Genomic DNA, 26527 nt, shown 5'->3' with positions numbered 1-26527 from the left:
AAGTTTATGAACAAAGAAATGCGACAATATAGTCGGGTATAAATAGTGAAAAAATTATTTTGATAAGCGGTGTAATGTGAAAGTCATTGCCGTCAATAAGAAAAATGCACTCACTTGATGTAAGAGTCCCAACCACAAAGGAACGCCATATAACAACGTTAAAACACCCAATCCAAACTGTACAAAAACCAATAATAAAAGCAATTTAATTCCTTTAGTTTGGGGTTTGTCTAAAGTGAAATTAATGCTTTTAAAGTACAATAAAACAATCATGCCAACAACAAAATAAGCTAATGTTCTATGTACAAATTGAACCCCGCTTTTTCCTTCTGTGAAACTCAAAAGTAGGTTTTTTTGTTCCAGAAAAACACTGTCATGGATAAATTGTCCATCACTCATTAAAGGCCAGTGATTGTGAATTAAACCCGCATTTAAACCGGCAACAAAGCCACCATATATAATTTGCAATAATAAAAAAGCCAGAGCTATACGGGCAATGGTTCGTAATGATTTTTCAATTTCTTTCTTTTCAGGATATAGTAAATCCAAAGCAACCCAAAGTGTATAGGCAAATGTGATAAAAGCAAAAGTTAAATGCAATGCGAGTCTAAAATGACTTACATCTGGATTATTTACCAAACCACTTTTTACCATAAACCAACCCAAAAATCCTTGAAATGCACCCATTCCCAGAAGAATGCCATATTTTTTTAAGGTTTCGCGGTCAATTTTTTTCTTAATTAAAAAATAAACAAACGGGATGATAAAAACAAAACCAAGAATTCGTCCAGTAAAACGATGAAACCATTCCCAGAAATAGATGAATTTGTAATCAGAAAGAGTAAAATCGTTATGGATGTTTATTTTTTGATATTCGGGAAATTGCTTGTATCGTTCAAAAGCTTCCTGCCATTTTGCTTCTGAAAGCGGAGGCAAGGTATCGGTAACTAAATGCCAGTCGGTCATGGAAAGTCCTGAATTGGTCAAACGTGTAATTCCGCCAACAACAACCATTATAAATATTAAAAGACAACCTGAAAGCAACCAAATAATAATTGACTTATTCTCCTTTTTCATTTTTGAAACTAATTTTTGCAAAGATATTTTAAAAACAATTAATCCTTAATTCAACAAGCGTTAATCTTCAGCCCTATTTTTTCGGCTCTTTTTAGCATAAAACTATAAGCAGCTTGATATTCGTTCGGGATTTCCCCTTCCAGTATGGCTTCTTTGATGGCTTCTTTGAGCATTCCAATTTCTTTGGATGGTTTAATGTTAAAAATTCCCATAATCTCTTCTCCTGTTATTGGAGGTTGAAAATTACGAATATTATCGCGTTCCTCTACTTCCACAATTTTCTTTCGAACAATTTCAAAATTATTATGGTATTTTTTGAATTTGGTTGGGTTTTTGGTGGTGATATCTGCTTCACAAAGCGTCATTAGATTTTCTACATCTTCACCGGCGTCAAAAACTAAACGACGTACCGCAGAATCGGTAACGGTATCTTGCGATAAAACAATCGGTCGCGAACTCATCATGACCATTTTTTGGACAAATTTCATCTTTTGATTCAAAGGCATGTGCAAACGTTCAAAGATTTTCTTCGCCATTTTTCCGCCCAGAAATTCATGTCCGTGAAATGTCCAGCCTTGCTTTTTATTGAAACGCTTGGTGGGTGCTTTTCCAATGTCGTGCAACAAAGCAGCCCAGCGCAACCAGACATCATCCGTATTTGGACAAATATTATCAACGACTTCTAAGGTGTGGTAGAAATTATTTTTGTGTGTGTGCCCTTCAATTTCTTCGACTTGATTCAAAGCAGTTAATTCCGGTAGAATGAGGTCCAAAAGCCCTGTTTTGAACAATAGCAAAAATCCAACAGAAGGTTTGTCTGTAGAAAGGATTTTATTCAATTCATCAACAATACGTTCACCGGATATGATTTTAATCCGTTCAGCATTTTTTGTAATAGAGTTCAAAGAGCGTTCCTCGATTTCAAAACCCAATTGGTTTGCAAAACGGATTCCTCTTAACATTCGCAAAGGATCATCAGAAAAAGTGATATCCGGATCCAAAGGGGTTTTGATCGTTTTGTTTTTTAAATCTTCCAAGCCATTAAAAGGATCTGATAATTCGCCAAAGTTTTTTGCATTCAATGATAAAGCCAAAGCGTTTATCGTAAAATCACGACGGTTTTGATCATCCTCTAGCGTTCCGTTCTCTACAACAGGATTGCGACTATCTACATTATAGGATTCTTTTCGCGCACCTACAAATTCAATTTCGGTATCTTCAAAACGCAACATCGCTGTTCCATAGGTTTTGAAAACCTGAACTTTTGGTTTTTTTGGAAGTAATTGGGAAACTTTCAAAGCCAATTCGATTCCGCTGCCAACGGCAACAATATCAATATCTTTTTTGAAATCTCTATTCAAAATCAAATCTCTCACGAAACCACCAATTACATAACTTTCAATGTTAAGTTCTTGGGAAGCTTGAGAAATCACTTCGAAAATTTTATTATTTAAGGCTTCTTTATAGGAAGTTTTGATGCTCATTTTAAAAATGTTTAAAGTCTATAGTCTAAAGTTGCTAAACTGAAAACTGAAAACTGAATACTGCAAACTATTTCCGAATCACTTTTACCTGCGCATCATTCGTCAATTTTATAATTGTAGAAGGTTTACCGGCAATTTTTTCGCGATGCAAATTTACAACATAGTCCACGCCTTTTATAATTTCGGGGCTAATTTCTTTGAAACTTTTTGGAGTAGGCTGTCCGGAAATATTTGCCGATGTTGAAACCAATGGTTTTTTCATCTTTTCCATTAATTTGAAGCAAAAAGGTTCTTTTACGATTCTAATTCCTAAAGTGTTATCTGGGGCAATTAAATTAGGAGCCACATTTCTTGGTTTGTCTAAGACTAATGTCGTTGGATTTTCGGATAAATCCATGATTTGCCAAGCCACTTCAGGGATATCCTTAAAAACATTGTACATCATTTTTTCACCATTCATCAAAACAATCATGCTTTGGGTCTCGGCTCTTTGCTTGAGTTTGTATATTTTGGCAACAGCCTCAGGATTTGTGGCATCACAACCAATTCCCCAAACGGTATCAGTAGGATATAAGATTATTCCACCTTCTTTTATGACTTCGTAAGCATTGTGTATTTCTTGATTGATATCCATTTTTTTGTTTTAATAGTGTAAAGATATTTATATGGATCTAAAAAAAATGGGGATATAATTAAAAATGTTTTTTTTAGAATATATGTGTTTCAGATTCCATGTTGATTTGAACAGAGAAATAGTTTTTCAAAATGGTTCCAGTTAAAGAATTAGAATTCTATTTTTCCCATTTTATTTTTTTTAAAGTCATTAATGGCTTTAAGTCTATATTTAAATAAAATAAAAATATTTTTTTGATACAATAGATTAGAAAATATTTGGCTTGAATATCTTTTTTTTCTTTCCCGAATAAATGTAGGAAACAATAAGCCATATTTTTTTTCTAAATAAAGCATGTTTCTAATAATGTAATAGATTCGTATGGGAGAATGTAACTGTTTCTCTTTTTTTATTAAATAGAATGTTTTAATGGAAGCTCTTTTTGTTTTTACGCCTAAAGAATGTTTTAAAAAATTGTTTTTAAAAAGAATACATTTCAGTCCCTTTTTTAGTACCGCAAAACAATAATCAAAATCAACACCGTCAATAAATAAATTTTCATCAAATCCTCCTATTGCATTAAAATGATTCAAATTTATTACGGATCCCGAAGTTATTAAAGAATGAACTTCTGCAGAAATAATATTTTTAGCATTTGCAATTCTATTTTCACTGCTATATTCTAAACCAAAGATTCCCACAGCGGCCTTATTTGAATAATTTTTAATATCATCAAAATAATAGTCCAAATTTTCTGTGATAAAAGAAGAATCTTGATCCATTGTCATTAAAAATTCAAAACCATCCGAAAGTGCTTCTTGGCATGCTTGATTTAATCGAACGGACAGTCCTTTGTTTTCAAAATCAGAAAAATAGACGATTTTATTATCATTTTCGAAAGGAATTATTGTTTTTTTGTTTTCAGTATTATCATAGATGTACAATTTATCTACTTTTGGCAAATAGCTTAATATGTTATTTAAATCTTTTTCTTTAGGATTGTATAATATTACACAGGCTGCAATTTTCATTTTAACTTTAAATTAAAGGATTTTGGGTTTGCAAAACTATACGTTTTTTATTAATTATTTCCAGAAAAGCGATGCGGCTCAATTTGAGAATTTTTTTTTGGATTAATATGTCTGATTAAGGGGATTTTTTTTCTGTGTTTTTTGATATATTTTAGCGTCTATTCCAAGAAGTAGTGCCCATCTAAAGAATTTAAAACGTTTATGTACATTATATTTTTAATTAAGATTCTATTTTTGTAAAGATTAATTTGCTCTAAATAATTTATATGATGGTAAAGCCTAAACGGATAGCAATAATAACGACACATTCATTTGGTTACATTGATTTTTTAGTCGCTAAGCTTAATGAAGCTCAGAATGTTGATTTGACTTATATTAATATCGATACTATTCCTTTTTCTTATAAAAATATATTTTATAAAATTTCTAATTTCTTATTAAAATTGATAAGTCTTCCCAGTTTAAAAGAAAAAAATAAGACAAATTATATAAAAAAAGTAATTGAAAATGGAGATTTATTTGATCAGATTTTAATTATCAGGCCTGACAAATTGCAGCGTAAGGCTTTGTTTATATTAAGGGACAATGCAATTCAAATGACCTGTTTTTTGTTTGATGGTATAGAAAACTTTAAAGATCAAAAAAAGACATTATCTTTTTTTGATACCGTTTATAGTTATGATAAAATGGATGTTAAAAAATATAATTTTCAATTTTTGACTAATTACATTTATGATGATAACATTCAAAATAACGACATTCAAAATAAAGTTTTTAATATTTCTTCATTTGATAGAAGATTCCTTTTTTTAGAGAAGGTTGCCAATTATCTATCTAAAAATTCCATTTCTTTTCGGTTTGTAGTTAAAAAAGATAAAATATTTGAACATAAAAACATAGAAATTATTAATGAATACTTACCCATTAGTGAGGTTAAGAAATTAATAGCTAGTAGTTTAGTTTTGGTTGATATTCAAAAGGAAAACCAATACGGATTGAGTTTTCGTGTTTTTGAAGCTTTAGGTTATAAGAAAAAATTAATCACTAATAATCAGGATATTGTTACTTATGATTTTTATAATAAGAATAATATTTTTGTGATTTCTGAAGAAAATTATGAAATACCGCTTGATTTTTTTGAAACGGACTATGTCGAAATTGATCCTGAAATTAGTAATAAATATAAATTAACAAGCTGGATTTCAGAAGTTTTTAAAGTAAATTCGTTATAAAATGAGCATTTTATAATTTTTAAGTGCTTTTTAAGTACTTTTTAATTTTTTGATAAAATGTTTAGATTACATTTACCGTTAAAATAATGTTAAATGAGAGTAATACATTTTACAACTTCAAAAGTTTGGCGTGGTCATGAACAAATGATAATAGATATTTACGAATCATTTAGAGATAATAAATTTGTTCAAAATCAATTAATTATATGTACAGCTGATTCGGAGATTTTTAGGATTGCCACTGAAAGGAAATTGCAAGTACAGACCATCAATTTTAAATCTGAATATGACCTTAAATTGGCTAAAAAAATCAAAAAAAATGCGGTTGAATATGGTGCGGATTTAATAATAATGCATAATAGTAAAGCACATACTATAAGTGTTTTATCGTCTGTTTTTTTTGGATTAAAAGTTCCTTTAGTTTTATGCAGAACTTTAATTAAAGATATTGGGACTAATTTTTTTAGAAAATACAAATACAATTATAATGGTATAAAGAAAATTATATGTGTATCAGATTCTGTGGTTGAGATACTTAAACCTTCTATAAAAAATCATAATTCCATGACTGTCATTGGAAGTGTCGTTGATACGGATAGGTTTCTTGATGTTAAAAAAAATGGATTCCTTCACAGAGAATTTAATATACCATTAGATTATAAAATAATTGGAAATATCTCTGCATTTTGTAAAGTCAAAGATCATTATACTTGGGTAAATACCGTCGAAGAGTTGCACAAGAGAGGGCTCAAAGCAAAATATATTTTAATAGGTGAGGGGTCTTTAGAATTAGAGATTAAGAACTATGTTAAATCAAAAGGATTAGAGAATGAGATTATCTTTGCGGGTTTTAGAACTGATATTAATAAATGCCTTCCTGAATTTGACTTGTTTTTATTTACTTCTAATTCGGAAGCAACAGGCGGGGTTATTCTAGAAAGTTATGCTTGTAAAGTTCCAGTAGTTGCTTCAAAAGCTGGCGGAATTCCAACAGTTTTAATGCATAATGAGACAGGTTTATTAGCAGAAGCGGGAAATTCGATTGATTTTGCTAATAAAGTTGAGATTCTAATTAACGACAAAATGATGCAAGATAAATTCACTAACAATGGCTTTGAATTTTTGATGGCTACTTCTACACGTTTAATAATTGGTACAAAATTTTTAGATGTTTTGAATGAGGCAATTAATACTAATTTGATTTAATTAAGTTGAAAAATATTGATACTATGATTTTTATAATAATTATGCTTTTTTTACTATTAATTGTTTTTTTGATTTTTATAAATATCCAATTTAAATTGTTTTATTTTCCTTCAAAAAAAGTTCGAATTTTAGAATATCATTCTATTTCTATAAATGGTTTTGAAGATCAGATTACAATTAGTAAAGAGAAAATAATTGAACAATTTGAATATTTAAAAAATAATAATTATACGACTCTTTGGATGTCGGACCTGGATGATTTACAAAATAAAAAACAGAATTTGGCCCCAAAAACGGTTGTTCTTACGTTTGACGATGGTTTTTTAGATAATTATACAGAGCTATTTCCTTTGTTAAAACAATACAATTTTAAAGCCGTTTGCTTTATGGTTTTGGGTAGAATAGGACAAGATGTGGACTGGAATGGACAATATGTTAATGAGAATATGAAGTTGATGAATAAGCAACAATTATTAGAAATAGGTTCTCATATTGAGTTAGGATATCATACTTTTAAACATGATAATTACGCTGATTTAAGTTTGGATGAAATTGAAAAAGATCTACAGCAATGTCACGAAATAGTAAAAAGAGAAAAACTGAATGTTTTCCCTGCAATAGCATATACTTACGGTGGATATTATAGAAAAAAAGGAGTTAATCAAAAGCTATTTTTTGATGTATTGAAAAAAGCTGGTATTAAATATGCGCTTCGAATAGGAAACAGAATCAATGTTTTTCCTTTAAAAAACAGTTACGAAATCCAACGTATTGATATTAGAGGTACAGATTCCATGAAAGACTTTAAAAAGAAAGTAATTTTTGGTCGTAAAAAAATATTTTAGAGTACTTAACTTCTAGGGTTCCATTTAAAAAATATTGGCTTGGGTTTTAGTAAAACCCTTTTCTTTTAAATAATTTTTTTAAAAAAGACATTTCTCATACACTTTCAAATAGTCAGCGGCGGCAACTTTCCAATTGAAACTTGCCGCTCTCTCTTTCATAAGTAGTTGCATTTCGTTTTGATTACTATAGAAATGATTTATACCATCCATCAAAATTGTTTTCATTTGTTCAGGATCAAAATTATCCCAATAATAAGCATGTTCTCCGCCTATTTCTGGTAAGGAAGTTTTATTGGATAAGAATACCGGTTTCCCAAAATGCATTGCCTCTAGAGGAGGTAGCCCAAAACCTTCACGAATAGATGGGAAAAGAAAAGCATGGCATTTTGATAAATAAAATTGTTTAGCAACATCATCTACTTTTCCAGTTAGAAAAACGCGGTTTTGCAAGTTGTTTTCCATAATGAATTTTGCTATTTCAATCCCATATGATTTATTGTTATTTCCGGAAATAATTAAATTGAAATCAGTGATGTGAACCATCATTTTCACTATGGATATGAAGTTTTTCCGCTCCAAGAAGTCCCCTATAGAATAAAGAAATGGCTTATCTGTTGGAATAGTTGACATAAAATTAGATGTGTCAAGTAGGGCTGTAATAGGATTTCCATTATGAATTACATATTCTGGAACATTTGGAACTTTAAAATACTCATGTGTTTGTTTTTTTGCAAATTCCGAAACGTAAGTAATTACTGTAGATTTTTCTAATTTTGCAAGAAAAAGTTTATTTACTTTATGATTCATGTCAGATGAAATTTCTTCTACAAAATTTACATCATGTACGGTAAGTAAATATTTATTGACGTGAAACGGTTCCACTTTTGTATTCTGATTTACGGAGTGCCATAAGTCATGTTTTTTTCGCGTTCTAAAAACACTCCATCGAGATAAATCATTGTATTTGTTGTAGTTGAATTTATTACCAAATTCAGCCTGATGAAGTGCTGGATTTTTGGTATTTAATGTTAATTCCAAATTATTAAAGTCTAATTGGTGCAAACCTTTAATTAACTCATAATTAAAAGTTCCTAAGCCAGTGGCTTTATTCTTAAGATTATGCGTTTCTAGTAAAACAGTTTTTATCATAGATATTTACTTTGGATGTTTTAGAACAACGGCAATAAACCGTAAATGTTGTTTATAGATTCCTCTTAATAATGGCGTTTTTTTTTATTGCACTCATTGTTTTAGACTTTGAAAAATCTAAAAGGTTTAATTTATTTTAAAGGATTATTTGCTAAATTTATAAGGTGTTGTTTTTTATAAAATTAATTATTAAATCTGTTTTTTATAAAATTAAAAAAGCATTTAACTATTTTTGTTTAATAAAAATACTCTAGCCAATTATTCATGCCACTATTTATAAATACTATATTCATTTCTAAAGAAAATGAACTGAAGAATCACATTAACAAATTTAATTCGACAGGGATTCTTTTCGGTGATGGTAAAAGAAATGTAATTAAATTATTCAAATTAGAGGAAATTACTATAAATATTAAATCCTTCAAGATTCCACATTTAATCAATAAGATAGCCTATAAATATTTCAGAAAATCTAAAGCCAGGCGTTCGTACGAATATGCCAACAGATTACTTGAAAATGGAATAGGAACTCCAAAACCTATTGCATACTATGAAAATTTCACGTTATTAGGATTACAAGAAAGTTTTTATATCAGCGAGCATCTTCAGGCAGAGTTGACTTTTAGAGAATTGGTGCTTGACCCAGATTATCCGGATCATGAAAATATATTGAGACAGTTTACTAAGTTTACTTTCGATTTACATGAAAAAGGAATCGAATTTCTAGACCATTCACCAGGAAATACTTTGATTAAAAAAGGTTCTCAAAATCAGTATGAATTTTTCTTGGTAGATTTAAACCGGATGCATTTTCATGAGATTATGGATTTTGATTCTCGCATGAAAAATTTTCATAGGCTTACGCCAAAAATAGAAATGTTGGCCGTAATGAGTGATGAATATGCTAAACTTTACAATAAAGAATATGATGAAGTTTTTAGTAAAATGTGTTTTTATACTAATGATTTTCAAGTGAAACTTCATAGAAAAATAGAACGAAAAAAGAAACTGCTATTTTGGAGATAGTAATTATTTTTTCCAAAGTTGTTCTAGCTCTTGATATCTAATATGAATGCAATACGCGTTCAGATAACAAATAAGAACACCTTTTTTTCCATCAAGAAAGCCCAAACGGATCAAATAATTGTATATAAAATTATAGGTTGGATGAAAAAAGTGAAGTAAATAGGAAGGTTTTTGTTTCTTTATAAACTTCTCTTGCGCTTTCAGCTTTCCGTAACGGATTATTTTTGATTTATAGGACTCATAATTGGTATAGGAAAAATGAATGAGTTTGTTTTTAAGGATTCCAATTTTTCCGTCTACTTTTAATTTCTCGTGAATCAGCCTGTCTGATGTATATTCAGCATCCTTTTTATCGAAAAGCCTAAATATTTTATCACTTTGATTTCCGCTGAAATGCAATACTTTATTTTCAAACATAAAAGTTCTGGGGAATAGAAAAGCAGCGTATGTTAGGTTGTTTTTTATAGTAAATAAAATTTCCTTTTTTAATTCAGTAGTCAATCGTTCGTCAGCATCCAGAAATAAAACCCAATCATTTTTTGCTTGTGAAATCGCAAAATTTCTTTGAGAAGAATAATTTTCAAACTTGTTTTGAATGAATTTTACATTTTCGAATGATTTACAAATAACCTCAGTAGTGTCTGTGCTGAATGAATCCACAACAATAATTTCGTCAGCAAAATCCAAATCAGCCAAAAGTGCTTTCATTTGACTCTCTTCGTTTAATGTAATTATTAAAACTGAAATATTCGTGTTGTGATTGTATTTCATTAATTTTTGGATGTTTTACAAAAATAGAGTATTATTCTAAATGTGTTTCCAAGAAAGTATGCAAAGAAGGAAAAATCAACTCGGGAGTAAACTCTTTGTAAAACGCAATGGTTTCTTTTTTTATGATTTTAGCCGTTTTACCTTCAAATAAATTTGGTTTGAACTCTGTTAAATGTAGCGAAACATGATTAATTCCATCTTCAAATGTAGCCCAACCTTTTTTATCAATCCAAGGAGAAAAAATAATTAATGAAGGTTTTTCTAATGCTTTTGCCATATTTATAGCGCCACCATCATTACCAATTATCATGTCACAATTATTCATTAGGGCAATAAACTCTCGAATATTTTTCCCTAAAAGAGAGAAATAAATTTTTTGTTTTGTACTTTCTCTACAACCATTGTAAATCGTTTTTGCATCTTCAATTTGCTTTGGAAAATAATTAAAAAGAATGTTTACATCCTCTTTATTTGCAATGAAATCTACTAATTGCGACATGTATTCCAGCGGATAGGTTTTAACTGGACTGCTTCCAATTATGCTGACCATAATTGTTTTTTTAGAGTGGTCTATACCGTGAGATTCAAAAAGGGAAGTAGCAAAATCATTCTCTTCTTTTGTAACATAAATTCTGGGAAATGTTTCTAATTCAATATCCAGATGTAAAGGATTTAGCAATGCTAATCGTTGTTCGATTATTAGACCTAAATTCGTATGGGTCGTTTTTTTTCTAATGACAGTATCCGTATAAAGAAAGTCTCTCCCTTTTTTCCAATACGATATTTTTTGTTTGGCACCCGAAAATAATACGACGAGCCAGCTTTCTAATTTGGAATACGCATCAATAACAATGTCATATTTTTCAGCTCGAATGGACTTCAATAATTTAAAATAGTCCCATTTGCTTTTTTGATGCTTTTCCTTGAAAAGTATCAAATTATCAAAACTTGTATTTCCTTGTAAAACTGCAATTGTAGATTCGTAAACCATATAATCAATTTGCGCTTTTGGATAGGCTTTGCGCAAATTATCGCATAATATGGAGCTTACTAAAACATCTCCAATCATTTTTTGTTGAATTACAAGTATTTTCATTCGAAGTAAATTTGAAAAAATTATGCTTTTGTTTTCAAGTAATTCATTGCACGAGGACTAATCCAAGTTTGTTTTTGTATTGCATTTAAATAATAAACGGATAAATTTTTAAGCATCAACCGATTCACTTTTAATTTTGGAATAAAAAATAAAAATAGGCTTAAAAGCGACAAGATTATTTTCTCACTAAGTACTCCTAAAATCAATACACTATGTAAATAGAGTTGTATTCCTGTTGAAAATTGATTGCTGATGTACACGTGTTTAGAAATAATAACTTCTGTTTTTGTGAGTGCTTTTGTCTTTACGTTTAATCGGGATGCACCACCATGTTGATGAAATATGGTTGCTTTTCGGGTAACGGCAACTTTTCCTCCAGTATCAAAAATCTTTTTACAAAGAGCAACATCTTCAAAATACAACCAGTAATCTTCGTTCCAACCTTTAATTTTGCTAAACCATTCTCGGCTTATAAAAATGACCGCTCCGGTAACCCAATCTGGGTAAAACAAATCAGCAGTGTTGTTGAAGCGTTTCTCCAGTTTTGCTTTGTTCCGTTTTCTAAAAAGAGATCTTGATATTCCGAAAAAGCGTCCAAAAGCCGGAAATAAATTATTCTGTTTGTAAAAAACATCATTTTCATTTATTTGCAAACAAGACAAAATTCCAATTTCAGGATGTGAAACAGCTGTTTGTAATAGGATTTCCAGGGCTTCAAGAGTAAGTTTTGTATCTGGATTTAAAAAAAGGAAATGGTTTCCCGTAGCAATGCTTGCACCAAAGTTGCAACCATTTGAGAAACCATTATTACCAGAATTTTCTATAAATGTAAACTTGGAATATTTTTGTTTAAAAACAGGAAATTGTCCGTCATTAGAAAAATTATCTACAAGGATAACTTCGAATGCCATTGTTTTTGAAGTAATGGAATCGATAGATTCTAAACATTCGTCTAAGGCTTTCCAACCTCGGTAATTGACAATAATTATTGAAATATCCAATAGGTCTTTTTATAAAATTTTTAACGAAAACGGATTATACCGCTACGTCATATTCGCGCAATGCATTGTTCAATGATGTTTTTAAATCAGTTGAAGCTTTGCGGGTTCCAATGATTAAAGCGCAAGGCACTTGGAACTCACCAGCAGCGAATTTTTTAGTATAACTTCCAGGAATTACTACTGAACGCGCAGGAACATATCCTTTCATTTCAACTGGAGTATCTCCTGTTACATCAATGATTTTTGTAGAAGCAGTCAAACAAACATTGGCACCAAGAACGGCTTCTTTTCCAACGTGAACGCCTTCAACAACAATACAACGAGAACCAATAAACGCTCCGTCTTCAATAATTACCGGAGCAGCTTGCAAAGGTTCCAATACGCCACCAATTCCAACACCACCACTTAAGTGTACGTTTTTACCAATTTGAGCACAACTTCCTACGGTTGCCCAAGTGTCCACCATCGTTCCTTCGTCAACATAAGCACCAATGTTTACATAACTTGGCATTAAGATTACGCCGCTTGAAATGTAAGCGCCATAACGTGCTACTGCATTAGGAACTACACGAATTCCTTTTTCGGCATAGCCTCTTTTTAGCAACATTTTGTCATGATATTCGAAAATACCGGAATGTAACGTTTCCATTTTTTGAATTGGAAAATACATAACTACCGCTTTCTTAACCCATTCATTTACTTGCCATCCTTCACCAACTGGCTCGGCAACACGTAATTTTCCGGTGTCTAGTAATTCAATAACCGCTCTGATAGCATCAGTTGTAGTCGTTTCTTGTAACAAAGCGCGGTTTTCCCAAGCTTGTTCTATAATAGTTTGTAATGGATTCATTTTAATTAGATTTTTGACAAAGATATGTTTTTTAGCCAAAAGCCAAAAGGCTAATTGAGTTGAAAATGTTACAGATTTAACTTGCTTTGTGTTTAATGTTTTTTAAATGTTGTAAATTTGATAAATCAATGAAAAACTTCTAAACATGAAAGATAATTTCTCCAAACAAGCTGCTGAATATTCAAAATTTAGACCGCAATATCCAGACGAATTGATTGATTATTTGGTTTCATTTGTCAAAAAAAAATCGATCGCGCTCGATATCGCAACTGGAAATGGGCAAGTGGCACAGAAACTTTCTCGGTTTTTTGAAACGGTTTATGCCATTGATATCAGTCAGAATCAATTGGATAATGCGATTCCTTCAGATAATATAATTTATAAAGTAGCCGCTGCTGAAAACACCTTTTTTAAAAATCAAGAATTTGACTTGATAACTGTGGCGCAAGCGGTTCATTGGTTTGATTTTGATTCGTTTTATAAAGAAATCTATAGAATTTTAAAACCGGACGGAATCTTTGCGGTATTAGGATATGGATTGTTTTCCACAAATTCGGATTCAGATAAAATATTACGAAATTTTTATCACAATATAATAGGACCGTATTGGGATGCTGAACGAAAATACTTGGATGAAAATTACAAAACGATTCCATTTCCATTCGATGAGATTGTTGCGGAACCTTTCGTAAATCATTTTACATGGACCTTTGAAGAACTTATCGGATATCTGGAAACGTGGTCAGCCACTCAACATTATATTTCAAAAAACAATAAAAATCCTTTGGACTTGATTTATGATGAGTTGAAAATTTCTTGGCAAAAAAATGATAAGAAAGTGACTTTTCCATTGTTGCTAAGAATCGGAAAATTAAAATAGTTACCTTTGAAAAAAATAAGCAAATGCCAAGAATACTCTCCATAGACTATGGTCAAAAACGTACTGGAATAGCCGTTACCGATGAGATGCAAATCATAGCTTCAGGTTTAACTACCATTCCATCCGCAACTGCAATTGCTTTTTTGAAGGATTATTTTGCCAAAGAAAAAGTAGAAGCGGTGCTTATTGGTGAACCCAAACAAATGAATGGAGAACCTTCCGAAAGCGCTTCCATCATTAAAGGATTTGTAACGCATTTCACGAATCATTTTCCGGATATGAAGGTCATTCGGGTGGATGAACGGTTTACTTCTAAAATGGCTTTCCAGACGATGATTGACAGTGGCCTGAGCAAAAAACAGCGCCAAAATAAAGCCCTGATTGATGAGATTTCAGCAACGATAATGCTTCAAGATTATTTGACGCGAAAATTATTTTAAAATTGTTCTTTCTTAGGCGTTAAAACGGCCGTAATGTTTTCTTGATTTCCTACTTTTTAATAATAATTTGTTATAATTTTTATGGTTATATAAAGTATCTTTGCGCTTTAAAATTTTGTTATGCCTGATACAACCATTCGTTCAAATAGTGATGTAGTTCTTATAGGAGCTGGAATAATGAGCGCCACACTTGGCTTAATCCTAAAAGAATTACAACCGGATATAAAAATTGAAATTTACGAAAGATTAGATATTGCTGCTGCCGAAAGTTCTGATGCATGGAATAATGCTGGAACCGGACATTCTGCTTTTTGTGAGCTTAATTATACTCCTGAAAGTGAAGATGGAAGTATTAGTCCTAAAAAAGCAATTAGTATTGCGGAATCTTTCGAAGTTTCTCGTCAGTTTTGGGCTTATTTAGTCCAACAGAAAAAAGTTTCATCTCCTGAAAATTTTATAAAAAGCATTCCACATATGAGTTTTGTTTGGGGTGATAAAAATGTAGCGTATCTTAAAAAAAGATATGAAGCCTTACAAGCTAATCCGCTTTTTAAAGAAATGCTTTTCAGTACTGATTTTTCTCAGTTAAAGGAATGGATGCCTTTGGTTATGGAAGGCAGAAATGAATCTGAGAAAGTTGCGGCAACTTCTATGGTAATTGGAACGGATGTGAATTTTGGAGAATTAACCAGAAGCATGTTCAATTATTTGACTCAATTGGATGGTGTTACGATGCATTTTCATCACGAAGTTCAAAAATTGAAACAACGTGAGGATAAATCTTGGAGAATAAAAATTACAGATTTGGCTACAGGCCAAAAAAGAAAAGCATATACCAAATTTGTCTTTATAGGAGCTGGTGGTGGTTCATTACCATTATTAGAAAAAGCAGATGTTCCTGAAGGAAAAGGTTTCGGAGGTTTCCCAGTAAGTGGACAATGGCTGAAATGTACCAATCCAGATGTGATTGCAAAACATCAGGCTAAGGTTTACGGTAAAGCTAGTGTAGGTGCGCCACCGATGTCTGTACCACATATTGATTCCCGAATGATAAATGGAGAAAAAGCATTGCTTTTTGGACCTTTTGCGGGTTTTTCAACTCGGTTTTTAAAAAATGGATCGTATTCTGATTTACCATTATCAATAAAGCCAGACAATATCTTTCCTATGATTGCTGCTGGGATTAAAAATATTCCACTTACAAAATATTTGATTGAGCAAGTGCGTCAATCACCAAAAGATAGAATTAATGCGTTAAGAGAATATGTTCCAAGTGCAAGATCTAAAGACTGGAAATTAGAGCGAGCGGGTCAACGCGTACAAGTTATAAAGAAAGACGAAAAAGAAGGTGGAATATTAGAATTTGGTACTGAAGTAATCACAACTGCGGATGGTTCATTATCTGTTTTACTTGGTGCTTCTCCTGGAGCTTCAACTGCAGTTTCTATTATGATTGATTTAATAGGAAGATGTTTTAAAGAAGAAATTGAAACACCGGAATGGCAGAAAAAATTAAAAATGATGATTCCGTCATATGGAAAGGCTTTGAATACGAATCCAACCCTATTGGAAGAAATAAGAAAAGATACTGCTGAAATTCTAAAACTGAATAATTAGACATTTTAAAATAAAATAAAATAAAAAGCGCTGGGTTTTTAGATATTCAATCTAATTCCAGTGCTTTTTGATTTTAGGAATCGATTAGCTCTTTTGTTGTCTTTACAATATTTTTTGATAAATTAGTTAACCAGAGTAATTGTTCTATAACCAATTGTGCTTCTTGCATTTTCAGTTGAAATGCTTCCTCATCGATAGGAATTCCTTCTTTTAATTCTTTTTCCCGAATGTTTTTTAACTCCGTAAAACGCATGGCTAAATCTTCTTTTGGCAGATTTTCTTTTATATCTAAATCATTTTCTTTCAATAGTGCAATAGCGTTATCCAGATTTTTAATAACGGTATCGACCACAACATTAAATGCCTCAGAAGCAGATGTTGTTTTGTGAGACTGAATGTAAGTTCCCAATGAAGCTGAAGAGGAAAGTAAGGAATGATTAAGTATGGCCAGTTTATATACTTGTGGCAGTTGTTTTTGTTTGGATTTGGGTTCTTGAATCATTCTTTGGAAAGAAGCCATTAAATTACCTATTTCGATAAAAGCATTCTTTCTGGCTAATCGGTATGCAGTAGAAATTATTCCTTTTTCATTGTATAAAACAGAGATTTCCTTCAGGTAATTTTGATTTGCTTTAATAGATTTCTCCAAATGAATAGGAATGTTTAAAAATTCCCATGAAGGCCATAAAAAGTGATTGGCAAGAAAAGCTAAAGCGGCTCCAACGATGGTGTCCAAAATTCTATATTGAATTACATCATTAATATTGGGAGTCAATATTCCATAAATAAAAACGATATACATGGTCACAAATGTAGCGCTGACTTTATAATTTGTTTGCGTAAAGGAGAATCCTAAAAGCATGCAAAGAATAGAAAAAATACTGATTACGATGCTGTTATGTATGAAGGTAAGAACTCCAAATGCAATTAACCCGCCTAAAATAGTGCCAAAAATTCGATGAAAGGAACGTTGTTTGGTCAAGCCATATCCTGGTCGCATGATTACGATGATAGTCAATAGAATCCAATATACGTTGTGAAAAGGCAGTACATTACCAATGATAAAACCGATCAGAATAGTGATGGTTAATCGGAGTGAATGCCTGAAAATAGTGGAGGAGAAACTGAGATTTTGAATCAGCGTACTTAAAGGATAGTATTGTGGCGTCAGAAATTTTTCTAAGTCTTTGTCTTTTCCTTTAAAATCCAATGAATTGATAGCTAAAGTAAAAGCACGTTCTACAATTTTTATTTTTTCGACTTGTTTTTCGGCATATTGAAGCATGGTAGTCAGCATAAAAACACCTTCGGAAGCGGCAGTTTTTCCTAAGTCATTTTCGTATTCTGTGATGGCAACTTGTAAAGCATTTAAATCCCCAACTAAATTATGTTTAGAAATATATTTGGTTCGGTTTTGTACACTTTTATATACGTGTTTTAAACTTGCCGCAAGATTATAAGCCAAACTTTGATAGGTTAGCAACACCTTTGGATGATCGTCAAATTTTTGATGCAGCTTGTCATGGTCGAATGAAGTGGATAAAGCAAGTTCCAAAATTTCTATCAAAGAAATAAAAACGATAAGCATCTTTCGGTTTTGATTGGAAGAACCAGAATTAGTATGACTGCTAATAAGTACTTCTCTTATGTTTTCTCGAATGGTATTGAGCTCTACCTGAAGATGTAGTTGTTTTTCAATAATTGCTTTTCTATCCGCGTCAATGGTCCATAAATCACCTCTTAGTTTTAAATACTTTGCCGTGAGTTTGATACACTCAGCAATTTGTAATTCGATGTAACGATGAGGGCTTACATAATGAAAAATGAGCGAGATTAGGAGGTAGAACAAACCTCCAGCCAGAATTAATCCTGAGTATTCAATCATTTCCCAGCCGGTATGTAAATGTGCAAAGGCTAATGCAACTGCAAGTAGTGCAGAGAAAGAAACCGCTGTGGCTCTTTTTTCATATACAGAAATCATGGATAACAAGAAAATCAACAAGGCTAAAAAAGGATAAAAAATCCAAGAATACGGATGCATAATATTGACTAACAAATTGACACCGGCAACTAAAAAAGCGGTAACGAGAACACCGTTAATTTTATGTTTTAAGCTACTTGGAATGTCACTTGGATAGGTGAAAAAAGCTCCTAGCGCTATTGTAAATCCCATTTCAAAATCACCAAGAAAAGAAAACAACAAAACTGGTAGAACAGCTGCTATTGTTACTTTTAGGGCATTATTGAAATAGGTACTGTCGGTAAATTTTCGGATTCTGTAAATCATATAGTTGAATTACAAACAAAGGTAAGAATTGTACGAATTATTCAAAGGATAAATAGAGGTGTTTTGGACTTAATCGTAAAAAAACACTAATTATCAATTCAGGATTAATGATTGTCTATTTTTTTACTATTTTTGCAGACTGAATTAAAGGGAAGACTATTCAGATTTTAGTAGATAATACTTAATACATTAATAATGATTTTACCAATTATAGGATATGGTGATCCTGTTTTGAGAAAAGTAGGAGAAGTTCTTTCACCGGAACATCCAAACTTGAAAGAAATAATTGCCAATATGTACGAAACGATGTATAATGCTTATGGTGTTGGACTTGCTGCACCACAAGTAGGATTAGCAGTTCGCTTATTTGTAATCGATACAACTCCTTTTAGTGAAGATGAAGATTTAGAAGATTCTAAACAAAAAGAATTGAAAGGATTCAAAAAAACTTTTATCAATGCAAAAATGATAAAAGAAGAAGGACCAGAATGGAGTTTCAACGAAGGATGTTTGAGTATTCCAGATGTTCGTGAAGATGTCTATCGAAATCCAACCATAACTATTGAGTATTGCGAAGAGGATTTTGTGATGAAAACCGAAGTATTCGAAGGTTTAATCGCCAGAGTAATTCAACACGAATACGATCATATCGAAGGGGTTTTGTTTACAGACAAAATTTCGACATTAAAAAAACGGTTGATTCAAAAGAAACTAAAAAATATCTTGGAAGGCAAAACATTCCAAGAGTACCGAATGAAATTTTTTGCCAAAAAAGGAAGATAAAATAGCATTTATAGCTTTACCTTGGTATGGTTTTTGGTTTTAAATGAAAAAATAAATAAGTCAAATTCTTAATAAATAATTACAAAAACATGAATTTAGAAAAAATATTATCCATTTCCGGGAAACCGGGTTTATACATTTTGAGAGTACAAACACGCACTGGGTTTGTTGCAGAATCATTAGTGGACGGGAAAAAAATTACAGTAAATTTAAAAAGTAATGTGAGTTTATTGTCCGAGATTTCAGTTTATACGTATGAAGGCGAAAAACCATTAGCTGATGTCATGCAAAAAATTGCAGATAAAGAAAATAAAGGTGCGGCGATTTCTCATAAAGAAGATAATGCTACATTAACGGCTTATTTTAAAGAAATTTTACCTGATTATGATGAAGAAAGAGTTTATGCATCTGATATCAAGAAAATTTTAAACTGGTATAATATGCTTCAGGCAAAAGGGTTGGTTACTGATGAAGTATCGGCCGCAACTGAAGAAACACCAGCTGCTGAAGAACTTGTTGCTGTTGCTCAAGAGACAGAAGTGAAAGCTCCTGCAAAAAAAGCAAAAGCTACAAAAGAGTAGTTCCTATTTTTAATATACTATTTAATCCTGTTCAGCTATTTTCCTGAACAGGATTTTTTATTTTTACAAAAAATCATTTCTTATGAATTCAAGACAAAACCAACTGCAAGCTTTCGAAAGATTATTGGATATTATGGATGATTTGCGTGAAAAATGTCCTTGGGACAAAAAGCAAACCATGCAAACTTTACGGCATCTTACCATAGAAGAAACCTACGAATTAGGCGACGCTATTTTAGATAATGATTTGAACGAAGTCAAAAAAGAATTAGGGGATTTGTTATTGCATATTGTTTTCTATGCCAAAATAGGAAGCGAAACCAACGATTTTGACATGGCAGATGTTTGCAATGAAATTTGTGAAAAGTTAATTCACCGTCATCCGCATATTTACAGTGATGTTGTTGTAAAAGACGAAGAAGAAGTGAAGCAAAACTGGGAAAAACTGAAACTCAAAGAAGGAAAAAAATCAGTTTTGGAGGGTGTGCCCAAAAGTTTACCCGCATTAGTAAAAGCCAGTAGAATTCAAGATAAAGTAAAAGGAGTAGGATTTGATTGGGAAGAATCGCATCAGGTTTGGGATAAAGTTCAGGAAGAATTAGAAGAATTGCAAGTTGAGGTTCAAGCTGGTGATCAGGATAAAATAGAAGCCGAGTTTGGAGATGTTTTGTTTTCAATGATAAATTATGCCCGATTTCTAAATGTAAATCCCGAAGATGCTTTGGAACGAACCAATAAAAAATTTATTAAGCGCTTTCAATATTTAGAAAGTAAAGCGGGAGAATTAGGAAAACCATTGATGGATATGACACTTGCAGAAATGGATGTTTTTTGGGAAGAAGCCAAGAAATTGTAATTTTTAATCGGCAATTCTTTTGAGTTTGGCTATGTCTTTTAAAACAATCTTTTTACCAGCCAAATCAATTAGTCCTAATTTTTTAAAATCCGACAGCAAACGAATACAGCTTTCGGTGGCAGTACCAATCATACTGGCTAATTCGTCTCTTGAAAGTTGGATTTTTAAGGAGTTATCTTCATTTTTTCCGAAAGTATCGTGTAAATAAAGAAGTGTTTCTGCTAATCTTTCTTTGACTGTTTTTTGTGCCAAATTGACCATATGATCATCAGCCTCTTTTAGGTCTCCACAAATAGTTTTCATCACATTCATCGAAAACTGATTGTTTTTGTCAAAGTATCCCATCACTTCTGACTTTGGAATAAAACAAACCTCCATGTCTTCAAGGGCAACAGCACTTAGATTTACAGGCTCGTCACTGATCATGGAACGTTGCCCTAATAACTCTCCTTTTGTAACTAGCTTAACAATGTGGTCTTTACCGTTTGGACTCAGTTTTGTGAGCTTGCAAATACCATCCTTAACGCAATAAATACCATTGACGTTTTCTCCTTCTTCAAAAATCACTTCACCTTTTTTAATAGTGTGAGATGTTTTGCAGTCAGAAAGTTTTAGTAATTCGTCTTTAGTAAGTGCTTTCAAAGAGCTAAATTCTCTAACGATACATTGTTCGCATTTGCTCATCTTGTTTATCATTTTATTGGTATTACAAAACTAACTCTTTAATATGATAAATGTCATATTTTTAACGTATTCAATTTGTCACCTTTGTTCAAGGTAAAATGAGCAAAGTTATGGACACACAAAACTGTTTCCATTGTGGGTTAGATGTTATAAAAGAAGATCAAATTATTTTTGATGCCAAAAAATTTTGTTGCAATGGTTGTAAAACCGTGTACGAAATTTTTAGCCTCAATGATTTGACTTGTTATTATGATTTTGAAAAATCCCCTGGAGCAACCCCGCAAGATAGTAATGGTAAATATGATTTTTTAGATAATGAAAGTATCGTTTCTAAACTTTTGGAATTTCAAGAAAATTCAACCGCTATTATTTCACTTAATATTCCTCATATTCATTGCAGTTCGTGTATTTGGATTCTGGAAAATCTACAGCGTCTTCAAAAAGGAATAAGCACTTCTCAGGTCAATTTTCCTGAAAAAAGAGTTCGAATCACTTTCAATCCGGAAGTTGTTTCTATTAAAACTATTGTTTATTTATTGAGTTCCATTGGATATGAACCCTACATAAGTCTTGAAAACTATGAAACGGGGACTAATAATGTCGATAGAAGTTTGACCTATAAATTAGGGGTAGCCTTCTTTTGTTTTGGAAATATCATGTTGCTTTCATTTCCAGAATATTTTGAGGTCAAGGAATTTTGGCTGGACCAATACCGAGACTTTTTTAGAGGAGCTATTTTTATATTATCATTACCCAGTTTTTTCTATTCGGCCAGTGGTTATTATGTTTCGGCGTATAAAAGTATCAAATCTAAAATGCTCAATATCGATATTCCCATTGCTTTGGGAATTATTGTGATGTTTGTGCGAAGTACATTCGACATCCTGATGGATTACGGTTCTGGTTTTTTTGACAGTTTAACAGGATTGATTTTTTTTATGCTTTTGGGTAAAATGTTCCAAATCAAAACCTACAGTTTTTTGAGTTTCGAAAGGGATTTTAAATCTTATTTTCCAATAGCAATTACCAAAATTAATACAGATGCTTCGGAAGAAAGTGTCGCTGTTTACGAAGTTGAAAAAGGGGATCGATTACTGATCAGAAACCAAGAACTCATTCCTGTTGACGGTATTTTAATATCTGAAAAAGCAGCAATAGATTATAGTTTTGTAACTGGGGAAGCTATTCCTATTACCAAACAATCTGGCGATAAAGTATTTGCAGGCGGAAAACAAATAGGTAAAGTGATAGAGATGGAAGTCTTACATTCCGTTTCACAAAGCTATTTGACGCAATTATGGAGCAATGATGTGTTCCAAAAAAATGTAGAACAAAAACACAAAACGATAACAGACAGAATTTCTCGTTATTTTACGCCCATACTTTTATTAATTGCCTTTGCTGGATTTGGATATTGGATTTCTATTGACGCTACTATTGCTTTCAATGTTTTCACAGCCGTACTCATTGTTGCTTGTCCATGCGCTTTGGCATTGACTGCACCATTTACTTTCGGGAATGTATTGCGAATTTTAGGGAAGCAGAAATTCTATCTCAAAAACGCTTTAGTTATTGAACAATTAGCCAAAGTAGATACCATTGTTTTTGACAAAACGGGTACCATTACCACCAATAAAAAATCGAATATATCGTATGAGGGTGACGTTCTAACTAATGAAAATTTGTTACTGATTAAAAATGTACTTCGGGCCTCCAATCATCCGTTGAGCAGAATGTTATATGAGTATTTACCAGTTCCGATTTTACAAAACAAATTGGCAAAGGAAACCAAAAAGTTAAAAGTTGATGCTTTTGAGGAAATTACAGGAAAGGGAATTCAGGCTCAAATTTTTGGATACCAAATTCAAATTGGTTCAGCAGCTTTTGTAGAAAAAACAGAAGAAAAGAACATTCAGCAAACATCTGTTCATATAAAAATAAATAGTGTTTATTATGGAAAATTCATTTTCAATAATCAATACAGAGAAGGGTTAGGGGAGCTTTTCAAGGATTTAAGCGGTAAGTATCAAATTAAGGTTTTGTCTGGAGATAATGAAGGAGAACGGGCAACTTTAGGAAAACTTTTGCCGAAAGGCTCGGAGTTAATTTTCAATCAAAAACCGGAAGAAAAATTAGAATTCATTAAAAAATTACAGCAGAACGGCAAAAATGTGATGATGGTAGGGGACGGATTGAATGATGCTGGAGCTTTGGCACAAAGTAACGTAGGGATTTCAATTTCAGAAAACGTGAATGTTTTTTCACCGGCCTGTGATGCCATTTTAGATGCCAATGAATTTCAAAAACTGAACTATTTTTTGAAACTGTCAAAGAAATCCATTACGACTATCAAAATGAGTTTTGCAGTATCATTATTATACAATGTAGTAGGGTTATCATTTGCTGTTACCGGAAATTTATTGCCTTTGGTTGCAGCCATTATCATGCCTTTGAGTACCATAACGATTGTTAGTTTTGTGACAGTAATGAGTAATTATTATGCGAGGAATAAATAGAATTATGCAAGCTTTTAAAAGGAGAGTCTTAATGATTTGGACTAAAAGGGTAAGTATGATAAATGTCATATTTTTTTAGAAAACAGCAATGTAATTTTGTTTAACACAAAGTAAGGTATGAGTGTCATTTATTTATTAATCTCCATCAGTATAATCGTAGCTCTTGTTTTTTTTATTGCATTTATTTTCGCAGTAAAAACAGGACAATATGACGATGATTACACACCGTCGGTTAGAATGCTTTTTGACGACGAAATCAAGAAAGCACCCCAAAAGAAAATACAAACAATAGAAGAAAAACAAATTTAATTATGGAAATGCAACAGTTTTATTATGACAACAAAATTGTAAAAAAATTCATTTACGCAACCATTGTATTTGGAGTGGTAGGGATGTTAGTGGGGCTTACATTAGCCTTTATGTTCCTTTTCCCCAATATAACTGATGGGATTTCGTGGTTGAGTTATGGTCGATTAAGACCTTTACATACTAATGCCGTTATTTTTGCTTTTGTAGGAAATGCTATGTTTGCAGGGATTTATTACTCTTTGCAACGATTGCTTAAAGCCAGAATGTTTAGTGATTTTTTGAGTAATCTGAATTTTTGGGGTTGGCAATTAATTATTGTTGCCGCTGCCATTTCCTTGCCAATGGGTTACAGTTCTTCTAAAGAATATGCTGAATTGGAATGGCCTATAGATATAGCAATAGCATTAATTTGGGTTGTTTTTGGAATCAATATGATTGGAACTATCCTGAAACGTAGAGAGCGTCATTTGTATGTTGCGATTTGGTTTTACTTGGCGACATTCGTTACTGTTGCAGTTTTGCATATTTTCAATAGTTTATCATTACCGGTTTCTGCTATGAAAAGTTATTCTGTTTATGCGGGAGTTCAAGATGCTTTAGTTCAATGGTGGTACGGTCATAATGCGGTTGCGTTTTTCTTGACTACGCCTTTCTTAGGATTGATGTATTATTTTGTTCCAAAAGCGGCTAATCGTCCTGTGTATTCTTATAGATTATCGATTGTTCACTTTTGGTCCTTAATATTTTTATATATCTGGGCTGGACCACACCATTTATTGTATTCAGCATTGCCTAACTGGGCGCAAAATTTAGGTGTTGCTTTTTCTATCATGTTGATTGCGCCATCATGGGGCGGAATGATAAACGGACTTTTAACGTTGAGAGGAGTTTGGGACAAAGTACGTGTGGATCCAGTTTTGAAATTTTTTGTTGTAGCGATCACAGGTTACGGAATGGCTACTTTTGAAGGTCCGATGTTGTCTTTGAAAAATGTAAACGCAATTGCGCATTACACGGATTGGATTATTGCTCACGTTCACGTAGGGGCATTAGCGTGGAATGGATTTATGGCTTTTGGGATGATCTATTGGTTGGTTCCCAGAATAACCAAAAGTAGTTTGTACTCTCTTAAATTGGCTAATTTTCACTTTTGGATTGGGACTTTAGGGATCATATTATATACAATTCCAATGTACGTTGCCGGATTTTTACAGGCTTCTATGTGGAAACAGTTTAACCCGGACGGAACTTTAACCTATGGTAACTTCCTGGAAACAGTAACTCAAATTATGCCCATGTATTGGATGAGAGCTATTGGTGGAACCCTTTACTTAACTGGAATGTTTGTTTTAGTTTATAATATTATTCAAACAGTAAAAGCAGGTTCTAAAATTGAAGATGAATTAGCCGAAGCTCCTGAATTATTGAAAATTAGTGCAGGAAGAGTAAAAGGAGAGAAATTTCACCCTTGGTTAGAAAGAAAACCGATCCAATTGACACTATTAGCTACAATAGCAATTTTAATTGGAGGTGTAATCCAAATTGTACCAACGATTATGGTTAAATCCAATATTCCAACAATTGCAAGCGTAAAGCCCTATTCTCCATTAGAACTCGAAGGACGCGATTTATATATTCGTGAGGGTTGCGTGGGTTGTCATTCGCAGTCTGTTCGTCCGTTCCGTAGTGAAGTGGAACGCTATGGACCACAATCTAAAGCAGGGGAATTTGTGTACGATCATCCATTCCTTTGGGGTTCAAAACGCACAGGTCCGGATTTATTAAGAGTGGGAGAAAAATACAATGACAACTGGCATTTTAACCACTTCTGGAGTCCTCAAAGTATATCTGCCGGATCAATTATGCCAGGTTATAAATGGCTTTTTGATAATAAACCAATGGATATTTCTTTAACCAAAAAGAAAATGGAAGTCATGGTTACATTGGGCGTTCCTTATACAAAAGCTCAGGTTGCAAGTGGATTGGATGATTTAAGAAAACAAGCTATTGCAATTGAAGAAAGCTTGAAAAACGACCCTGACTTTGTCAAAAGTTACAATGAAAGCAAGAAAAAAGCATTAGCCAGAGGAGAAAAATTTGTTCCAATGAACGAAAGGGAAATCGTTGCCTTGATTGCTTACATGCAAAGACTTGGAACCGATATTAAAGTAAAAGATCTAGCTAAAAAATAAA

At 32.3% G+C, this 26527-nt stretch carries 24 protein-coding genes; 13 read left to right on the top strand and 11 right to left on the bottom strand.

Annotation, left to right across the window (positions count from 1 at the left end; genetic code table 11):
• Positions 1-54: 54 nt before the first annotated feature.
• From ACM55M_RS06050 to ACM55M_RS06035, 4 genes are all read right to left on the bottom strand, one after another.
• The gene (locus tag ACM55M_RS06050) at positions 55-1077 is read right to left on the bottom strand and encodes a COX15/CtaA family protein (protein WP_416856684.1); all 1023 of its coding nucleotides are present in this window, start codon (positions 1075-1077) and stop codon (positions 55-57) included.
• Between the two features lie 50 nt (positions 1078-1127).
• Complete coding sequence (locus ACM55M_RS06045; protein WP_416856683.1) at positions 1128-2561, bottom strand: CCA tRNA nucleotidyltransferase; 1434 nt, start codon at positions 2559-2561, stop codon at positions 1128-1130.
• A 67-nt stretch (positions 2562-2628) separates the two neighbouring features.
• A complete protein-coding gene (locus tag ACM55M_RS06040) occupies positions 2629-3195 on the bottom strand; it encodes an L-threonylcarbamoyladenylate synthase (protein WP_416856682.1) in 567 nt (188 codons plus the stop codon).
• A 149-nt stretch (positions 3196-3344) separates the two neighbouring features.
• Complete coding sequence (locus ACM55M_RS06035) at positions 3345-4205, bottom strand: glycosyltransferase family protein (protein WP_416856681.1); 861 nt, start codon at positions 4203-4205, stop codon at positions 3345-3347.
• A 266-nt stretch (positions 4206-4471) separates the two neighbouring features.
• Between ACM55M_RS06035 and ACM55M_RS06030 the strand changes: the two genes are divergently transcribed.
• The 3 genes from ACM55M_RS06030 (at position 4472) to ACM55M_RS06020 (ending at position 7488) form a co-directional block, all read left to right on the top strand.
• Positions 4472-5437, top strand: coding sequence for a WaaS/CpsH family glycosyltransferase (locus ACM55M_RS06030; protein WP_416856680.1), 966 nt, complete (start codon positions 4472-4474; stop codon positions 5435-5437).
• 93 nt (positions 5438-5530) lie between these two features.
• On the top strand, positions 5531-6643 hold the full coding sequence (locus tag ACM55M_RS06025) for a glycosyltransferase (RefSeq protein ID WP_416856679.1): 1113 nt from the start codon (positions 5531-5533) through the stop codon (positions 6641-6643).
• Between the two features lie 23 nt (positions 6644-6666).
• Positions 6667-7488 (top strand): polysaccharide deacetylase family protein, encoded by an 822-nt coding sequence (locus tag ACM55M_RS06020; protein WP_416856678.1) that lies wholly within the window; start codon positions 6667-6669, stop codon positions 7486-7488.
• A 78-nt stretch (positions 7489-7566) separates the two neighbouring features.
• Here ACM55M_RS06020 and ACM55M_RS06015 read toward each other — a convergent pair whose 3' ends face one another.
• The gene (locus ACM55M_RS06015) at positions 7567-8637 is read right to left on the bottom strand and encodes a glycosyltransferase family 4 protein (protein ID WP_416856677.1); all 1071 of its coding nucleotides are present in this window, start codon (positions 8635-8637) and stop codon (positions 7567-7569) included.
• A gap of 264 nt (positions 8638-8901) precedes the next feature.
• Between ACM55M_RS06015 and ACM55M_RS06010 the strand changes: the two genes are divergently transcribed.
• Complete coding sequence (locus ACM55M_RS06010; protein WP_416856676.1) at positions 8902-9663, top strand: lipopolysaccharide kinase InaA family protein; 762 nt, start codon at positions 8902-8904, stop codon at positions 9661-9663.
• A 3-nt stretch (positions 9664-9666) separates the two neighbouring features.
• Here the strand turns inward: ACM55M_RS06010 and ACM55M_RS06005 are convergent, their stop codons facing one another.
• The 4 genes from ACM55M_RS06005 to ACM55M_RS05990 are packed head-to-tail and all read right to left on the bottom strand — an operon-like array spanning position 9667 to position 13381.
• Complete coding sequence (locus tag ACM55M_RS06005) at positions 9667-10434, bottom strand: glycosyltransferase family 2 protein (RefSeq protein ID WP_416856675.1); 768 nt, start codon at positions 10432-10434, stop codon at positions 9667-9669.
• A gap of 31 nt (positions 10435-10465) precedes the next feature.
• Positions 10466-11530 carry a glycosyltransferase family 9 protein gene (locus ACM55M_RS06000; protein ID WP_416856674.1) on the bottom strand — a complete coding sequence of 355 codons (1065 nt, stop codon included), beginning with the start codon at positions 11528-11530 and terminating at the stop codon, positions 10466-10468.
• Positions 11531-11550: 20 nt separating this feature from the next.
• Positions 11551-12531 carry a glycosyltransferase family 2 protein gene (locus ACM55M_RS05995; protein ID WP_416856673.1) on the bottom strand — a complete coding sequence of 327 codons (981 nt, stop codon included), beginning with the start codon at positions 12529-12531 and terminating at the stop codon, positions 11551-11553.
• Positions 12532-12565: 34 nt separating this feature from the next.
• Positions 12566-13381 (bottom strand): 2,3,4,5-tetrahydropyridine-2,6-dicarboxylate N-succinyltransferase, encoded by an 816-nt coding sequence (locus ACM55M_RS05990; RefSeq protein WP_416856672.1) that lies wholly within the window; start codon positions 13379-13381, stop codon positions 12566-12568.
• Between the two features lie 145 nt (positions 13382-13526).
• Here ACM55M_RS05990 and ACM55M_RS05985 point away from each other — a divergent pair, with 145 nt between their 5' ends.
• The 3 genes from ACM55M_RS05985 to ACM55M_RS05975 all read left to right on the top strand — a co-directional run bounded on the left by ACM55M_RS05985 (position 13527) and on the right by ACM55M_RS05975 (position 16318).
• Positions 13527-14261, top strand: coding sequence for a class I SAM-dependent methyltransferase (locus ACM55M_RS05985; RefSeq protein WP_416856671.1), 735 nt, complete (start codon positions 13527-13529; stop codon positions 14259-14261).
• Positions 14262-14284: 23 nt separating this feature from the next.
• Positions 14285-14701, top strand: coding sequence for a Holliday junction resolvase RuvX (gene ruvX, locus ACM55M_RS05980; RefSeq protein WP_416856670.1), 417 nt, complete (start codon positions 14285-14287; stop codon positions 14699-14701).
• Between the two features lie 120 nt (positions 14702-14821).
• Positions 14822-16318: a malate:quinone oxidoreductase gene (locus ACM55M_RS05975; RefSeq protein WP_416856669.1), complete on the top strand. Its 1497-nt coding sequence runs from the start codon at positions 14822-14824 to the stop codon at positions 16316-16318.
• A gap of 73 nt (positions 16319-16391) precedes the next feature.
• Here the strand turns inward: ACM55M_RS05975 and ACM55M_RS05970 are convergent, their stop codons facing one another.
• Positions 16392-18605 carry an FUSC family protein gene (locus ACM55M_RS05970; RefSeq protein ID WP_416856668.1) on the bottom strand — a complete coding sequence of 738 codons (2214 nt, stop codon included), beginning with the start codon at positions 18603-18605 and terminating at the stop codon, positions 16392-16394.
• A 195-nt stretch (positions 18606-18800) separates the two neighbouring features.
• Between ACM55M_RS05970 and def the strand changes: the two genes are divergently transcribed.
• The 3 genes from def (at position 18801) to mazG (ending at position 20825) form a co-directional block, all read left to right on the top strand.
• A complete protein-coding gene (def, locus tag ACM55M_RS05965) occupies positions 18801-19388 on the top strand; it encodes a peptide deformylase (RefSeq protein WP_416856667.1) in 588 nt (195 codons plus the stop codon).
• A gap of 89 nt (positions 19389-19477) precedes the next feature.
• Positions 19478-19969, top strand: a complete 492-nt coding sequence (locus ACM55M_RS05960; RefSeq protein WP_416856666.1) for a DUF5606 family protein — start codon at positions 19478-19480, stop codon at positions 19967-19969.
• 82 nt (positions 19970-20051) lie between these two features.
• Positions 20052-20825 (top strand): nucleoside triphosphate pyrophosphohydrolase, encoded by a 774-nt coding sequence (mazG, locus tag ACM55M_RS05955; RefSeq protein ID WP_416856665.1) that lies wholly within the window; start codon positions 20052-20054, stop codon positions 20823-20825.
• A 3-nt stretch (positions 20826-20828) separates the two neighbouring features.
• Here mazG and ACM55M_RS05950 read toward each other — a convergent pair whose 3' ends face one another.
• Complete coding sequence (locus ACM55M_RS05950; protein WP_416856664.1) at positions 20829-21509, bottom strand: Crp/Fnr family transcriptional regulator; 681 nt, start codon at positions 21507-21509, stop codon at positions 20829-20831.
• Positions 21510-21619: 110 nt separating this feature from the next.
• Between ACM55M_RS05950 and ACM55M_RS05945 the strand changes: the two genes are divergently transcribed.
• The 3 genes from ACM55M_RS05945 (at position 21620) to ccoN (ending at position 26526) form a co-directional block, all read left to right on the top strand.
• Positions 21620-24025, top strand: a complete 2406-nt coding sequence (locus ACM55M_RS05945; protein ID WP_416856663.1) for a heavy metal translocating P-type ATPase — start codon at positions 21620-21622, stop codon at positions 24023-24025.
• 117 nt (positions 24026-24142) lie between these two features.
• Positions 24143-24334, top strand: coding sequence for a cbb3-type cytochrome oxidase assembly protein CcoS (ccoS, locus tag ACM55M_RS05940; protein ID WP_416856662.1), 192 nt, complete (start codon positions 24143-24145; stop codon positions 24332-24334).
• A 2-nt stretch (positions 24335-24336) separates the two neighbouring features.
• Positions 24337-26526 carry a cytochrome-c oxidase, cbb3-type subunit I gene (gene ccoN / locus ACM55M_RS05935; protein WP_416856661.1) on the top strand — a complete coding sequence of 730 codons (2190 nt, stop codon included), beginning with the start codon at positions 24337-24339 and terminating at the stop codon, positions 26524-26526.
• The last annotated feature ends 1 nt before the right edge of the window (position 26527 follow it).

The sequence above is a fragment of the Flavobacterium galactosi genome (assembly GCF_048158585.1).
GTDB classification, from domain to species: domain Bacteria; phylum Bacteroidota; class Bacteroidia; order Flavobacteriales; family Flavobacteriaceae; genus Flavobacterium; species Flavobacterium galactosi.
This window is presented reverse-complemented; position numbering and strand designations above follow the sequence as displayed.